At 71.5% G+C, this 13,051-nt stretch carries 15 protein-coding genes; 5 read left to right on the forward strand and 10 right to left on the reverse strand.

The features are described 5' to 3' along the window. A partial coding sequence (locus tag XM48_RS05695; protein ID WP_052961322.1) for an MMPL family transporter occupies positions 1–2,490 on the reverse strand: 2,490 nt, incomplete at its 3' end. Between the two features lie 132 nt (positions 2,491–2,622). Between XM48_RS05695 and XM48_RS05700 the strand changes: the two genes are divergently transcribed. From XM48_RS05700 to dcd, 4 genes are read left to right on the forward strand one after another with little or no spacing between them, the layout of a single operon-like run. Next, positions 2,623–3,336 (forward strand): TetR/AcrR family transcriptional regulator, encoded by a 714-nt coding sequence (locus XM48_RS05700; protein ID WP_046454842.1) that lies wholly within the window; start codon positions 2,623–2,625, stop codon positions 3,334–3,336. Between the two features lie 35 nt (positions 3,337–3,371). Beyond that, a complete protein-coding gene (locus XM48_RS05705) occupies positions 3,372–3,854 on the forward strand; it encodes a MarR family winged helix-turn-helix transcriptional regulator (protein ID WP_046454843.1) in 483 nt (160 codons plus the stop codon). 10 nt (positions 3,855–3,864) lie between these two features. Further along, the gene (locus XM48_RS05710) at positions 3,865–4,704 is read left to right on the forward strand and encodes an SDR family oxidoreductase (RefSeq protein ID WP_046454844.1); all 840 of its coding nucleotides are present in this window, start codon (positions 3,865–3,867) and stop codon (positions 4,702–4,704) included. Between the two features lie 51 nt (positions 4,705–4,755). After that, the gene (dcd, locus tag XM48_RS05715; protein WP_046454845.1) at positions 4,756–5,361 is read left to right on the forward strand and encodes a dCTP deaminase; all 606 of its coding nucleotides are present in this window, start codon (positions 4,756–4,758) and stop codon (positions 5,359–5,361) included. A 55-nt stretch (positions 5,362–5,416) separates the two neighbouring features. Here dcd and XM48_RS05720 read toward each other — a convergent pair whose 3' ends face one another. The 7 genes from XM48_RS05720 to XM48_RS05750 form a co-directional block, all read right to left on the reverse strand. Further along, complete coding sequence (locus XM48_RS05720) at positions 5,417–7,411, reverse strand: cytochrome c oxidase assembly protein (RefSeq protein WP_197074154.1); 1,995 nt, start codon at positions 7,409–7,411, stop codon at positions 5,417–5,419. Between the two features lie 71 nt (positions 7,412–7,482). Then, positions 7,483–7,761: an HU family DNA-binding protein gene (locus tag XM48_RS05725; protein ID WP_046454847.1), complete on the reverse strand. Its 279-nt coding sequence runs from the start codon at positions 7,759–7,761 to the stop codon at positions 7,483–7,485. Between the two features lie 309 nt (positions 7,762–8,070). Then, entirely contained in the window at positions 8,071–8,376 is a 306-nt protein-coding gene (gene rpsN, locus XM48_RS05730; protein ID WP_046454848.1) for a 30S ribosomal protein S14, read from the reverse strand. 2 nt (positions 8,377–8,378) lie between these two features. After that, positions 8,379–8,546, reverse strand: a complete 168-nt coding sequence (gene rpmG, locus XM48_RS05735) for a 50S ribosomal protein L33 (RefSeq protein WP_046454849.1) — start codon at positions 8,544–8,546, stop codon at positions 8,379–8,381. Beyond that, positions 8,546–8,782: a 50S ribosomal protein L28 gene (rpmB, locus tag XM48_RS05740; RefSeq protein ID WP_046454850.1), complete on the reverse strand. Its 237-nt coding sequence runs from the start codon at positions 8,780–8,782 to the stop codon at positions 8,546–8,548. Before rpmB ends, rpmG begins: the two co-directional genes overlap by 1 nt. Before the next feature lie 143 nt (positions 8,783–8,925). After that, a complete protein-coding gene (locus tag XM48_RS05745; RefSeq protein WP_046454851.1) occupies positions 8,926–9,384 on the reverse strand; it encodes a hypothetical protein in 459 nt (152 codons plus the stop codon). A gap of 3 nt (positions 9,385–9,387) precedes the next feature. Then, a complete protein-coding gene (locus tag XM48_RS05750) occupies positions 9,388–10,632 on the reverse strand; it encodes an acyltransferase (protein WP_052961323.1) in 1,245 nt (414 codons plus the stop codon). Positions 10,633–10,700: 68 nt separating this feature from the next. Here XM48_RS05750 and XM48_RS05755 point away from each other — a divergent pair, with 68 nt between their 5' ends. Next, a complete protein-coding gene (locus XM48_RS05755) occupies positions 10,701–11,504 on the forward strand; it encodes an SGNH/GDSL hydrolase family protein (protein WP_231580816.1) in 804 nt (267 codons plus the stop codon). 57 nt (positions 11,505–11,561) lie between these two features. Here the strand turns inward: XM48_RS05755 and XM48_RS05760 are convergent, their stop codons facing one another. Both XM48_RS05760 and XM48_RS05765 read right to left on the reverse strand, forming a co-directional pair. Then, entirely contained in the window at positions 11,562–11,984 is a 423-nt protein-coding gene (locus tag XM48_RS05760; protein ID WP_046454852.1) for a DUF1801 domain-containing protein, read from the reverse strand. 62 nt (positions 11,985–12,046) lie between these two features. Further along, positions 12,047–13,051, reverse strand: coding sequence for a pyridoxal-phosphate dependent enzyme (locus tag XM48_RS05765; RefSeq protein ID WP_052961324.1), 1,005 nt, complete (start codon positions 13,049–13,051; stop codon positions 12,047–12,049).

Raw genomic sequence — 13,051 nt, forward strand, 5'->3', positions numbered from 1 at the left:
GGCGACGCGCAGGGTGCCCGCGACGATGCGGGACCGGCCGCTCAGCGCTTCGGCGAGCGCGATTCCGCCGGGCTGCTTCGGGTCGATGCGCAGCGCCTCGCCGGGCCCGACGCGCAGGCTCGCGACGCGGGCGCCGCCGCGCAGCAGCAGCTCGTCGCCCGCGATCCGGGCGTCGGGCTGGTCGGGCGGCCAGTTCTCGTGCGCGAGCTCGCGGGCGAGCCCCTCGCCCTCGACGTCGAACACGGGCAGCACGCGCGACAGCCAGCGGGGCATGCGCCAGGCGCGATCGCCGAGCAGGGCGAGCACCGCGGGGACGAGGGTCATGCGCACGAGGAACGCGTCGACGAAGACGCCGACCGCGAGTCCGAGCGCGATCACCTTGATGCTCGCGTCGCCCTCCGGCACGAAGGCCGCGAACACGGCGAACATGATGATCGCGGCGGCGGTGACGACGCGGGCCGAGCCCACGAAGCCGGTGCGGATCGCGGTCTGCGCGTCGGCGCCGTGCACGACCTCCTCGCGGATGCGGGAGACGAGGAACACCTCGTAGTCCATGGCGAGACCGAAGAGCACACCCATGAGGATGATCGGCATGAAGCTCAGCACGGGACCGGTGGTCGGGACGTGCAGGACATCGGCGAACCAGCCCCACTGGAACACGGCGACGACCGCGCCGAACGCCGCGCCGACCGAGAGCAGGTAGCCGAGCGTCGCCTTGATCGGTACCCAGACGGAGCGGAACACCATGGCCAGCAGGATCAGCGAGAGGCCGACCACGAGCACGGCGAAGGGCAGCAGCGCCTGCGCGAGCAGGTTGGAGACGTCGATGGCGACGGCGGTGAAGCCCGTGACGGCGAGGCTGACGCCGTACTTCTGCTCCCACGCGTCGTGCTTCGCGCGGAGCGCGTCGACGAGCTTCGCGGTGCTCTCGGCGTGCGGACCGGCCTCGGGCACCACCTGGATGATGCCGGTGTCGGCGGTCGCGTTCGGCGTGGCCAGGGGCACCTCGGCGACGCCGGGCACCTTGCGCACCTCGGCGGCGAGGGCGTTCATGAGCCCGACCGGGTCGTTGCTCGCGACGATGGATCCGGTGAGGACGAGCGGTCCGGTCGCGCCGGCGCCGAAGTGCTCGGAGGTGAGCTCGGAGGTGATGCGGGCCGGGTCATTGGCCGGCAGCGCGGTGGCGTCGGGCAGGGCGAGCCGCAGGTCGAGCGCGGGGATCGCCGCGGCGCCGACCGCGAGCAGCACCGCCACGATAGTGATGATGGGCTTCCGGGTCGCGAGGCGCACCCAGCCGCCGAAGAATCGTTCGGCCCGGGTCTTCGGCACCGCGGGAGCGGCGCCGTGCGCGTCCGCGCCGGTCGGGCGGCCCCCGTCATCCTGCGGGACACGGTCCCCGTCATCCTGCGCGAGCTCGCGAGTCGCAGGATCCCCGCCCGTCACGAGCGCCGCGCGCTGCTTCCGCTGCTTGCGTGGCAGGATACGCTCGCCCGCCATGCTGAGGATCGCGGGCGTGAGCGTGACCGAGATGAGCACGGCGATGGCGACCGCCGCGGCCGCGGCGACGCCGAGGGCGGTGAGGAACGGGATGCCCGCGACGCTGAGCCCGACGAGCGCGATGATCACGGTGAGCCCGGCGAAGACCACGGCGGAGCCGGAGGTCGCGGTGGCGCGCGCGATGGACTCGCGCACGTCGAGGCCGGCGCGCAGCTGCTCCTGGTGCCGGCTCACGATGAACAGCGTGTAGTCGATGCCGACGGCGAGGCCGAGCATGAGCGCGAGCATGGGCGTGGTCGAGGTGAGCGGCACGAACGCCGTGGTGAAGATGATGCCCGCCATCGCGACGCCGACGCCGAGGATCGCGATGAGGAGCGGCATGCCCGCGGCGAGCAGGGATCCGAGAGTGAGGATCAGCACGACGAAGGCGACGACCACGCCGACGGCCTCGGTGGGGCTGATGCCCGGCACCGACATGTTGAACACCTCGCCGCCGTAGGAGGCCTTCGCGCCGCTCGGCAGCTCCTTCGCGAGCGCGTCGCTCGCGTGCTTCACCTCGTCGAGCGTGGCCTTCGGCACCTCGCTCGCGGTGCCCTTCAGCTGCACGGTGATGAGCGCGGCGCTGCCGTCCTTCGCGAGGCCCGCCGCGACCTGCCCGAAGGGGGTCTGCACGGCGTTGACGTCGTCCACACCCTCGAGCGCCTTCGCGGCCCGCTCGATCTCGCCGCGGTAGGGCTGCTCGTCGACGCGCTGCCCGTCCTTCGCGACCACGATGATCTGGGCGCTCGTGCCGCTGACCTGGGGGAAGGTGCGGGCGAGCGAGTCGAGCGCCTGCTGCGACTCGGTGCCGGGGATCGTGATGGGCGCGTTGGCGCCCTGCCCGAAGACGGCGGCCCCCGTGCCGAGCACGGCGAGCACCGCGATCCAGAGCAGCAGCATGAGGGTGCGCGCGCGGGCGGCGAAGCGCCCGAGCGCGTAGAGCATCGACGACATGGCGTCCTTCCGTGAGGATCGCGAAGCGGTTTCGATACAGGAGTGTATCGGTTTCGATACAGTACTGTATCCACATCGGCTTCGAGCCGCCTGAACGCCGGGCCGCGGCCCGCGCCCTGAGAGGATGTGAGCATGCGCACCGCAGACCGTGAGGACGAGTCCACCGCGACCAGCCCCCGCCGCCGGGAGACCCGCGCGCGCCTGCTCGCCGCGGCGTTCGAGGTGTTCGCCGAGGTCGGCCTCGGGGCCGCGTCCGTCGAGCAGATCTGCCAGCGCGCCGGATTCACCCGCGGCGCCTTCTACTCGAACTTCTCGACCAAGGAGGAGCTGTTCCTCGAGCTGCTGAGCCAGGAACTGCGCAAGCGTCTCGAATCGCTCGAGGCGGCGGCCGAGCGCTCGATGCCCGAGCTGCGCCAGCGCAGCTGCACCCTCGACCGCGACGACCTCGCCGCGTTCGTCACCGAGTTCTTTGCCGACTTCCTGCAGACCGGCGAGGAGGCGACCACCTGGTACGTGCTCGAGACCGAGTTCCTGCTGCTCGCGCTGCGCGATCCCGAACTCGCGCCGCGCCACGTGCAGTTCTCGGTCGAGGTGTGCGCCGAGATGGCACCCGTGATCGAGCGCCTGGTCGGCGCCGCCGGGCGCCGCTTCGTGCTCCCGATCGAACGGGCGCTCGGGATCCTCACCGACTTCTTCGAGCGGGCGATGCGGGCGTCCGCGCTGCAGGGACCGGACGCCCCCGACGGGCTGACCACGTTCGGGCGACACACGGCCGACCTGCTCTTCGCGATCACCGAGCCGGCCGCCGCTGCCGACGGATCGGACGCGGAGCAGCCGCCCAACTAGTTGCCTCAGGCAACCACTGAGCGTAGGGTCGAGGCATGACCTCGGACCCCGCGCACCCGCACGCCGCCCTGCTGGGCGAACTCACCCGGCTCATGTCGCGCTGGTCCTCGCTCGAGCTGCAGCGGCGCATCACCGCCGAGTGCGGCGTCTCCCTCGATCCCGTCGCGGTCCGCGCGGTCTACCTGCTCGGCGTCGCGGGCGGCGGCGCACGGCCCAGCGTCCTCGCCGACGAGCTGCACCTCACGCGCCCGTCCGCCTCCAAACTCGTCGCCCGGCTGACCGAGGCCGGACTGGCGGAGCGCCGCCGCGATCCCGCCGACCGCCGCGCCGCCACCGTCGAACTCACCGAGACGGGCGAGGACGTCTACCGCCGGCTCTTCTCGGCGGGCGTCGGCATGGTCGACGCCGCCACCGCCGACTGGGATCCGGCCGACGTGCGCGCGCTCGGCGCGCTGCTGCACCGCTTCGTGGGCGGGCTCCTCCGCCCCGACCCCGCACCGGGGAACCGAGAGGAATGAGGGAATCACCATGGCACGCACCTTCGTCGTCACCGGAGCCGCATCCGGCATCGGACGCCTGACCGCGCAGCAGCTCCGCGATCGCGGCGACACCGTCATCGGGGTCGACCTGCGCGACGTCGAGGTCGCGGGCGACCTCTCGACCCGCGAGGGCCGGCTCGCCGCGGCCGAGGAGGCGACGCGTCTCGCCGGGGGCACGGTCGACGCCGTCATCGCCTGCGCCGGCCTCTCGCTCCCCAAGGTCGTCACCGCCGCCGTCAACTACTTCGGCATGACCGAGTTCCTGGAGGCCATGCAGCCGGCGCTCATCCGTGCCGCCGCGCCCCGTGCGGCGCTGATCTCGTCGATGGCGTCGCTGCAGCCGGTGGCGCCGCCTCTCGTCGACGCCCTGCTCTCAGACGACGAGGCCGCCGCGCTCGCGATCGCCGCACAGCTCGAACAGGATCCCGAGACCGGTAACCTCATCTACTCCTCCTCGAAGCAGGCCATCTCGCGATGGGTGCGCCGCGAGGCTCCGGGCGCCCGCTGGGCGGGCTCCGGGATCCCGCTCAACGCGGTCGGCCCGGGCACCGTCGTCACCCCGATGACCGCCGAACTGCTCTCGACCCCGGAGGGATCCGCGCTCGTCGACGCGGTCGTCCCCATGCCGCTCCACGGGCACCAGGGTCCCGAGAGCATCGCCGACCTGCTGCTCTGGCTCACCTCCGTCGAGAACACCCACTGCTGCGGCCAGACCATCTACTGCGACGGCGGCGCGGACGCCGTGCTCCGCGGAGACGACGTGTGGTCGTGGAACGAGGAGGGGATCCGCGCGAAGTTCGGCGAGATCATGGCGGACCTGCAGGGCTGAGGGCCACCCGGAGCACGGCACGGGAACGATCCCGACGGTAGGATCGTTCCCGTGCTGCTCTCAGATCGCGATATCAACTCCGAACTCGCCTCCGGCCGCATCGGGCTCGCGCCGAGCGAAGCGTCGATGGTGCAGCCGTCGAGCGTCGACGTGCGGCTCGACCGCTACTTCCGGCTCTTCGACAACCACAAGTACGCGGTCATCGACCCGGCCGAGGAGCAGCCCGAACTGACCCGGCTCATCGAGGTCGACCCCGCCGAGGGCTTCATCCTGCACCCGGGCGAGTTCGTGCTCGGATCCACCTTCGAGAAGGTCTCGCTGCCCGACGACATCGCGGCCCGGCTCGAGGGGAAGAGCTCGCTCGGCCGCCTCGGCCTGCTCACCCACTCGACGGCCGGCTTCATCGACCCCGGCTTCGAGGGGCACGTCACGCTCGAGCTGTCGAACGTCGCCACCCTGCCGATCCGCCTGTGGCCCGGCATGAAGATCGGTCAGCTCTGCTTCTTCAAGCTGTCGTCGCCCGCCGATCGGCCCTACGGCGCCGGCGCGACCTACTCGCGCTACCTCGGCCAGCGCGGCCCGACCGCGTCGCGCTCGTTCCAGAACTTCCACCGCACCGACGTCACCGTCACCGCGGAGGGCTCGCCGGGGCAGTAGCCCCGCAGAGGCACCCCGACCGGATCCCGGATCCGCTGGGCCCGCCCCGGGGCCGCTACCGCTTCCGCGCGGAGCGCGCGTCGCGCTCCGCCTGGGCCGCGAGCATCGCGTTGTACTCAAGGAGCTCGGCCTCGCCCGAACGATCCGCCGCACGGTCCCGGCGCTTCTGCTCGCGGGCGTCGCTGCGCGACCACTGCACGGTGACCACGAGCGCGAGCGCGAGCGTCGGCAGCTCGCCGATGCCCCAGGCGATGCCGCCGCCCAGGTTCTGATCCTCGAGCGGAGGCGCGCCCCAGGTGCGCCCCATCGCGCCGAACCAGTCGGCCAGCATCAGCCCGTTGCCCGTCATGATGGTCACGCCGAAGAAGGCGTGCGACGCCATCGTGGCGAACAGCGTGACGAGGCGCAGCGGGTACGGGAACCGGTAGGGCACGGGATCGATGCCGACCATCGAGAGGCTGAACAGGTAGCCCGAGATGAGGAAGTGGATGATCATCCACTGGTGTCCGAGATGCTCGGTCATGGCCCAGCGGAACACGGGCGTGAAGTAGAAGATCCAGAGCGAGCCCGCGAACACCACCGCGGCGACCGCCGGGTGTGTGATGATCTTCGAGTACGGCGTCTGCACCATCCACATGATCCACTCGCGACCGCCCCACGAGCCGTCGTCGCGCTTCTCGGTCGCGCGCAGCGCGAGCGTCACCGGTGCGCCGAGCACGAGCACGAGCGGGATCAGCATCGTCAGCATCATGTGCCCGAGCATGTGCACGCTGAACAGCGTCTGCTCGTAGGCGTTGAACGCGCCGTTGGTGGTGTAGAACAGCATCGCGAGACCCGCGAGCCAGGCGAGCGTCCGCCCGATCGACCAGCGGTCACCACGGCGCCTCAGCCGCCAGACACCGGCCAGGTAGAGCGCGGCCGCGAACACGCAGACGAGCACCCAGGCGAGGTCGAACTTCCAGGCCGTGAAATAGCTCAGCGGGGTGAACTCGGGCGGCAGTTTGTCGCCGGTCAGCCACTCGGCCGGGGGCAGCAGCGTGTCGGCGTCGCGCACCGGCTCCTGCGACACGGGCGGCGCGGTGCGGCCGAGCGCGGCGGCGATACCGCTCGCGAAGCCCATCACCGCGAGCTCGGCGACCGCGAACCAGGCGAAGACGCGGCCGCCGTTCGGACCGGCGATGCGCGGGATCAGTCGCTCGCGCTGGATCGCGCCGAAACCGCCGAGCAGGATCAGGGCGAGGGTCTTCAGCAGCACGAGCTGGCCGTAGCCGGTGTTCAGCAGCGCGTCGAGGCTGCCGAGACGCACCCAGGCGCTCACGACACCGGACGCGGCGACGCCGACGAAGGCGAAGAGCGCGAGCGGCGAGTAGCGGCGCACGAGGTCGGAGAGCCGCTGCTTGTCGACCGTCCGCGCGAGGATCAGGAGCGTGAGGAGCCCGCCGAGCCAGACCGCCGCGCCAAGCAGGTGCACCAGCAGCGAGTTGACGGCGAGCGCGTGCCCCGACGCGCCCGCGGCGTGGCCCTGGAAGGCGAAGGGGAGAGTGGTGCTGAGCGCGGCGACCAGCACGATCAGCTGCATGCGGCGCTCGCGGATCGCGAAGCACATGACCGTGGTCGCGGCGGCGAGCAGCAGCTCGATGAGCCAGAGGCGGCCCAGCTCGATCTCGGTGACGAACTGGGCGAGGCCCGCGCCGAAGCTCGCATCGGTCGAGAACGCCTTGCCCGAGACATCGACGTAGGCGAAGAGGAGGGTCGCTGCGGAGGCGACGGTGAGGACCGCGCCCGATGCGGCCGCGAAGTCGAGCGCGACGCGCTGCTCGGGCTTGCCCGGGGTGAGCGACCAGACGGCCGTGACCACGGCCCCGATGAGGCCGGCGCAGGCGATGTTGACGATGGTGCGCGAGATCGGCAGGCCGTAGCGCACGACGGCGCCCGGGTCGAGCAGGGTGCGTTCGTCGGCGCCGCCGCCGATGCTCAGTCCGATGAACAGCGTCACGAGGGCGACGGCGAGCAGCACGGCAGGGGCGATCACGCGCAGATTACGGGGCACCGCACCAGCCTACGCGGCCCAGATGCGAAGAAGCCCCCGGCCGGAGGCCGGGGGCTTCTTCGAGGCCGTACTTACTTGACGGCTGCCTTCAGCTTGCTGCCGACCGACACCTTGACGCGCTTGCCAGCGGGGATCGCGATCGACTCGCCGGTGCGGGGGTTGCGGCCCGTGCGGGCAGCGGTGGTCGCGGTCTCGAACGAGATCCAGCCGGGGATCGAGACCTTGCCGCCGTCGGCGACGGTCTCGGAAACCGCAGCGAACAGCCCGTCGACGACGCTGGCAACGGCGGCCTGGCTCTGGCCGGTCTCGGCAGCGATCTTGGCAACGAGCTCAGTCTTGTTCAGTGACATGTCCTGTCCTCCCAGGGCCGCCGGGTGCGGACCTCTGATCGTGTGCAAGTTCCCCGATATGGGGATCGATCGGTTGATCGCGTCCGAATCTACCCCACACCGCGACAAAAACCGCGGTATTTCGGTGAATTTCCCGCGATTCGCCCCTTCGAGGACGCTGAGATCACCCCGAATCGGGGTCTCGGGATCGCCCCGGCCCCTCCCGAGCACCGTTCGGAGGCGCTCACGCGCGTCCGCGAGAACCGTACCCGAGAACGACGAAGGGCCCGGATCCTCTCGGATCCGGGCCCTTCGTTCAGAAGCGGGTGCTTACCAGCTCGACTTGGTGATGCCGGGCAGCTCGCCACGGTGCGCCATGTCGCGGAAGCGGACACGCGAGACGCCGTACTTCGACAGGACGCCACGGGGGCGGCCGTCGATGACGTCGCGGCTGCGCACGCGCACCGGCGAAGCGTTGCGGGGCAGCTTCTGCAGGCCCACGCGAGCGGCCTCGCGGCTCTCGTCGGTCCCGTTCGGGTCCACGAGGGCCTTCTTCAGCTCGGCGCGCTTCTCCGCGTAGCGGTTGACGATCGCCTGGCGCTGCTTGTTCTTCGCAATCATGCTCTTCTTGGCCATGATTAACGCTCCTCTCGGAACTCGACGTGCTTGCGAACCACCGGATCGTACTTCTTGAGCACGAGGCGGTCGGGGGTGTTGCGACGGTTCTTGCGGGTCACGTAGGTGAACCCGGTGCCAGCCGTCGAACGGAGCTTGATGATCGGACGGACGTCCTTATCTTTTGCCATTAGAGCTTCACCCCACGCTTCTGCAGATCAGCAACGACGGCCTCGATGCCACGAGCGTCGATCACCTTGATGCCCTTGGCGGACAGGGTGAGCGTCACCTTGCGGCCCAGCGAGGGCACGAAGTAGGTCTTCTTCTGGATGTTCGGATCGAACCGACGCTTGGTACGACGGTGCGAGTGCGAAATGTTGTGACCGAAGCCGGGAACGGCGCCGGTCACCTGGCACACTGCTGCCATGGTGATTCCTCTCAGTACCGTGGAGCCGGACGGCCCCACCCAAGATCTCTTGTCTGCACGGGACATCACCTGAGCCGAAGCCCCGGATCGCCCCCGTGCGGTCTGCGCGAAGGGAGTTCGCACAGCCAAAGATCAAGCTTAGATCAGGATCGCGTCGGCCGCAAGCCTGATCTGCGCGGCCGCACCACCAGCCACGCGACCCCGCCGAGCAGCACGGCGAGCACGCAGACGCCGAGCAGGATCAGCGCGACGATGATCGCACTGCTCTGGTACACCCAGCACAGGAAGACACAGAGAGGCAGTCCGCCGATGAGGCCGCCAAGACCGGCGCCGAGGCTCAGCGGCAGCGCCCGATCCGGAGCCGGGAGTCCTCCCGACCCGGTTCGACCGCCGCTGCTCCACTGACCGACGAACGCGCCCAGGGCCGACAGCAGCCCGGCGACGATGCTGAGGGCGAAGCACGGGACCAGCAGGTAGAAGAAGGCGTAGATGATGCTCCACGGGGCGTCGAGGAAGGCCCCGATGATCGAGAGCAGCACCCCCGTCATCACGACCCCGACGCTGACGGCCGGGAGTACGAGCAGCAGGATTCGACGTCGCACGATTCACCTCCTCGCGGGCCGCCCGGCCGTCAGCCAGGCGATGGCGGCGGCGAGCGCGATCACGGCTCCGGCGGTGCCCGGCGCGAGGTATCCCTGGGTGAGCACCCAGCCGACCGCGACCACGAGCAGCACGGTCGCGAGGATCGCCGCCCACAGGCGCATCGGCCCCGGACGCTCCTTCGGCCAGAGCCGCTCGATCCGGGCCACGAGCGGGCAGAGCACGGCGATCACGGCCGCGATCGCGAGGATCCAGGGCACGCGCGTCAGCCACCAGACGCCCGTGAGCGGTTCGGGGAACGGCAGCCCGACGGCCAGCAGGATCCCGACCACGACGCCCATCGCGACCGTGTGCCACAGGTAGATCGTCATGCCGAAGACGCCGAGCGCGCCGACGACGAGCAGCACGCGCCTACGGCGCACCACCGCGCGGATCAGCGGCTGCAGCAGGGTGAAGAGGTACACCTGCGCCAGGCCGAGCAGCAGGAGGAGCACGGTCGGCGGGTTCAGGTTGGCGAGCATGTCGGGCGAGTAGCCCAGCCCGAACACCGCGACGCACATGAGCCCGTAGGCTGCGGCAGCGAGCACGACGAGCAGCCAGCGCGGGCGCTTCGCGTACCAGCCGTCGCGCACGCCGAAGCCGAGCTGCTGCACGAACAGCCACACGAACAGCCAGTTGAGGGCGGCGACCGGCACGCCGGCGAAGCGGCTGAGCAGGTCGACGGCGACCGCGGCGCCCGCGAGTCCGAAGTACGTCGGCCAGGCCGCCAGGCGGTGCAGTTTCGCCATGAGCGGCACGAACGCGGTGCAGATCGCGTAGACGGCGATGAACCAGAGCGGCTCTGCGAGCCGGAACGCGAAGGTGCGCAGGAACTCGGGATCCACGCCGCAGAGCGCGAGGACGCCGAGCACGGCCAGCACCGCGAGCATCGCCGGCAGCACGGGTCGGGCGAGCCGCAGCGCGCGGATCCGCAGGTACTCGCCCGCGGTGCCGCCGCTCGCGCGGAGCCTGCGCCAGGTCGTGATCCCGGCGAAGCCGCCCGCGATGAAGAAGGTGGGCATGATCATGCCGACCCAGGTGATCCAGACGAGCGGCTGCCAGTGCGCGAGCGCGTTCGAGGCCCGCAGCGGATCGCCGGAGATCCCCATCTGCAGGGCGTGCAGCAGCACGACGACGGGCAGGCAGAGCGCGCGCACCGCGTCGATGGAGAGGTCGCGATCGGGCGGGATCCGGGGGAGCTTCGATGCCACGGGATCAGCATACGGGCGGGCGCATGCCGACGAGCGCGCGCTCCGGCGGCCGGGCGTAGGCTGGCGAGGTGCCTCCGATCGACGACGCTCCCGCCCCGCTGTTCCCCGCCGACGCCCCGATCCGCTACGTCGCGATCGGCGACAGCTTCACCGAGGGCGTGGGCGACGAGCAGCCCGACGGCTCGGTGCGCGGCTGGGCCGACCTCGTGGCGCAGGGCCTCGCCGATGCAGCGGGACGCCCGATCGAGTACGCGAACCTCGCGATCCGCGGGCGCCTGCTCGGGCCCATCATCGACGAGCAGCTGGAACCCGCGCTCGCGCTCGGCCCGACGCTCGTGAGCTTCAACGGCGGCGGCAACGACATGCTGCGGCCCGGCACCGACCTCCCGTGGATCCTGGAGCGCACCGGCAGCGCGCTGAGACGGATCCTCGAGACCGACGCCGCTCCGCTGCTGCTCGCCGGCGCCAACCCCACCGCGGGTCTGCCGAGCGGTGGGCGCGTGCGGGCGAAGGGCGACGAGCTGACCCGCGAGGCGGGCGCGCTGGCCGGGCAGCTCGGGGTGCGGTTCTGCGACAACTGGAGCGATCCCGTGCTCGCGCGCCGCGAGTACTGGTCGCCGGACCGGCTGCACCTCGCGCCGGTCGGGCACCACCGCGTCGCGAGCAACGTGCTGCGCGCACTGGGCTACGCGGCGCCCGCCGACTGGGTGATCGACGCGGACCCGAAGCCCGCACCGACCCGGCGCGAGCAGCTCCGCTACACCCGCGAGCACGTGCTGCCGTGGATCCAGCGCCGCCTCACGGGCCGGTCGAGCGGCGACGGCCGCACGGCGAAGCACCCCGGCTGGGTGCGGATCGAGCCGCGGGAGTAGTCGGCGGTCTCCTGTGGATCACCGCCCGTTCGGCGGTGACGATCCGCTCGAGCGTGCTCAGTCCTCGCCGGGAAGGGACTCGGCGAGCGAGCGTTCGAGGAGTTCGCGCAGCACTCCGCGGTCCACGCCGGTCAAGCGCGTGAGATAGAGGCAGACCTTGCTCGCGCGGTGCGGTCCGAGCCCCGACATCAGATCCGGCCAGCGCTCCGCGAAGTCGTCGACCAGGTAGACGGTGTGCTTCGTCGCACCGGGAGCGAACGCGAGCAGCGGCATCCGACCGCCGCGACCGCTGTCGTAGCGGTACTCGACCTCCCCGAATCCGATGATGCGCCCCGCCCACACGACCGGCGGCTCCCCGCTCAGCTCCGCGCAGAGCGCGAGCAGCTCATCCGCCTCGACGCGTCGCGCTCCGGTCGCGCGATCGAGCACTTCGGCGACGGGCATCTCGGACGGCGACATCGCGGGCTGTTTGGCTGCCATGAGGACTCCTGACGATTCGGGTACCGGGTGCTGCCACCGTAGACGAAACGGGGCGCAGCTGCTCAGCCCGCGAGCGGCGACTTCAGCCCGGAGCCGGTGAGCACGACGACCGTCGTCTCCTCCGCCCGGATCTCGCCGCGCGCGAGCAGCCGCGTGAGCCCGGCCGCCGCGACGGCGCTCGTCGGCTCGGCGTAGAGCCCCGTGCGCGCGAGCCCGACGTGCGCGGCCCGGATCTCGTCCTCCGTCACGGCGACGGTGCCGCCGTCGCTCCGGCGGATCGCCACCAGGATCTCGGCGAGGCGACCGGGTGCGCGGATCGCGGTGCCCTCGGCGATGGTCGGCAGCACCGGCCGCTCGGCGCCCGGCTCCGCGAACGCCGCGTCGATGGGCGAGCAGTGCAGCGGCTGCGCGGCGTAGAGGCGCGGCAGGCGATCGATCGCGCCGGCCTCGAGCAGTTCGCCGAAACCGAAGGCGCAGCCGAGCAGGCTGCTGCCCGCGCCGACCGGCAGCACGATCGCGTCGGGCGCGCGGAAGCCGAGGTCCTCCCAGAGCTCATAGGCGAGGGTCTTCGTGCCCTGCAGGAACACCGCCTGCCGGTTGTGCCCGGCGTCGTGCGCATCGCCGCGCGCCACGGCGGCGAGCGCCGCCGCCTCCGACGCCTCGCGCGGACCGTCGACGAGCTCGATCGCGGCGCCCGCCGCGCGCGCCTGCACGAGCTTCGCGGGCGAGGTGCTGGCCGGGGCGAACACCGTGACCGCGAGGCCGGCGGCTGCCCCGTACGTCGCGACCGCCGCGCCGCCGTTGCCCGAGCTGTCCTCGACGATCGCCGTCGCACCCGCCGCTCGCAGCGCGGTGACGAGCGCGCTCGCGCCGCGATCCTTGAAGCTGCCGCTCGGCGAGAACCACTCCAGTTTGAAACGCGGGCACGCACCGGCCCAGTCGCGGGCGACGAGCGGCGTGCACCCCTCGCCGAGACTCACCGGCGCGGCGCCGGCCAGCTCCGGCAGCGCGGCGCGGTAGCGCCACATGCTGCGCTCGGCGGTGTCGACGTCGCTCGGGGTGATCAT

Origin of the sequence: Leucobacter sp. Ag1, from assembly GCF_000980875.1 — a bacterium.
GTDB classification, from domain to species: domain Bacteria; phylum Actinomycetota; class Actinomycetes; order Actinomycetales; family Microbacteriaceae; genus Leucobacter; species Leucobacter iarius.

Excerpts from the sequence above, each read along its gene's own strand:
- XM48_RS05710 (WP_046454844.1), top strand. The coding sequence starts at position 3,865 with ATGGCACGCACCTTCGTCGTCACCGGAGCCGCATCCGGCATCGGACGC.
- XM48_RS05705 (WP_046454843.1), top strand. The coding sequence starts at position 3,372 with ATGACCTCGGACCCCGCGCACCCGCACGCCGCCCTGCTGGGCGAACTC.
- rpmB (WP_046454850.1), bottom strand. The coding sequence starts at position 8,782 with ATGGCAGCAGTGTGCCAGGTGACCGGCGCCGTTCCCGGCTTCGGTCAC.
- XM48_RS05700 (WP_046454842.1), top strand. The coding sequence starts at position 2,623 with ATGCGCACCGCAGACCGTGAGGACGAGTCCACCGCGACCAGCCCCCGC.
- rpmG (WP_046454849.1), bottom strand. The coding sequence starts at position 8,546 with ATGGCAAAAGATAAGGACGTCCGTCCGATCATCAAGCTCCGTTCGACG.
- XM48_RS05725 (WP_046454847.1), bottom strand. The coding sequence starts at position 7,761 with ATGTCACTGAACAAGACTGAGCTCGTTGCCAAGATCGCTGCCGAGACC.
- XM48_RS05760 (WP_046454852.1), bottom strand. The coding sequence starts at position 11,984 with ATGGCAGCCAAACAGCCCGCGATGTCGCCGTCCGAGATGCCCGTCGCC.
- XM48_RS05765 (WP_052961324.1), bottom strand. The coding sequence starts at position 13,051 with ATGATCACCCCGAGCGACGTCGACACCGCCGAGCGCAGCATGTGGCGC.
- rpsN (WP_046454848.1), bottom strand. The coding sequence starts at position 8,376 with ATGGCCAAGAAGAGCATGATTGCGAAGAACAAGCAGCGCCAGGCGATC.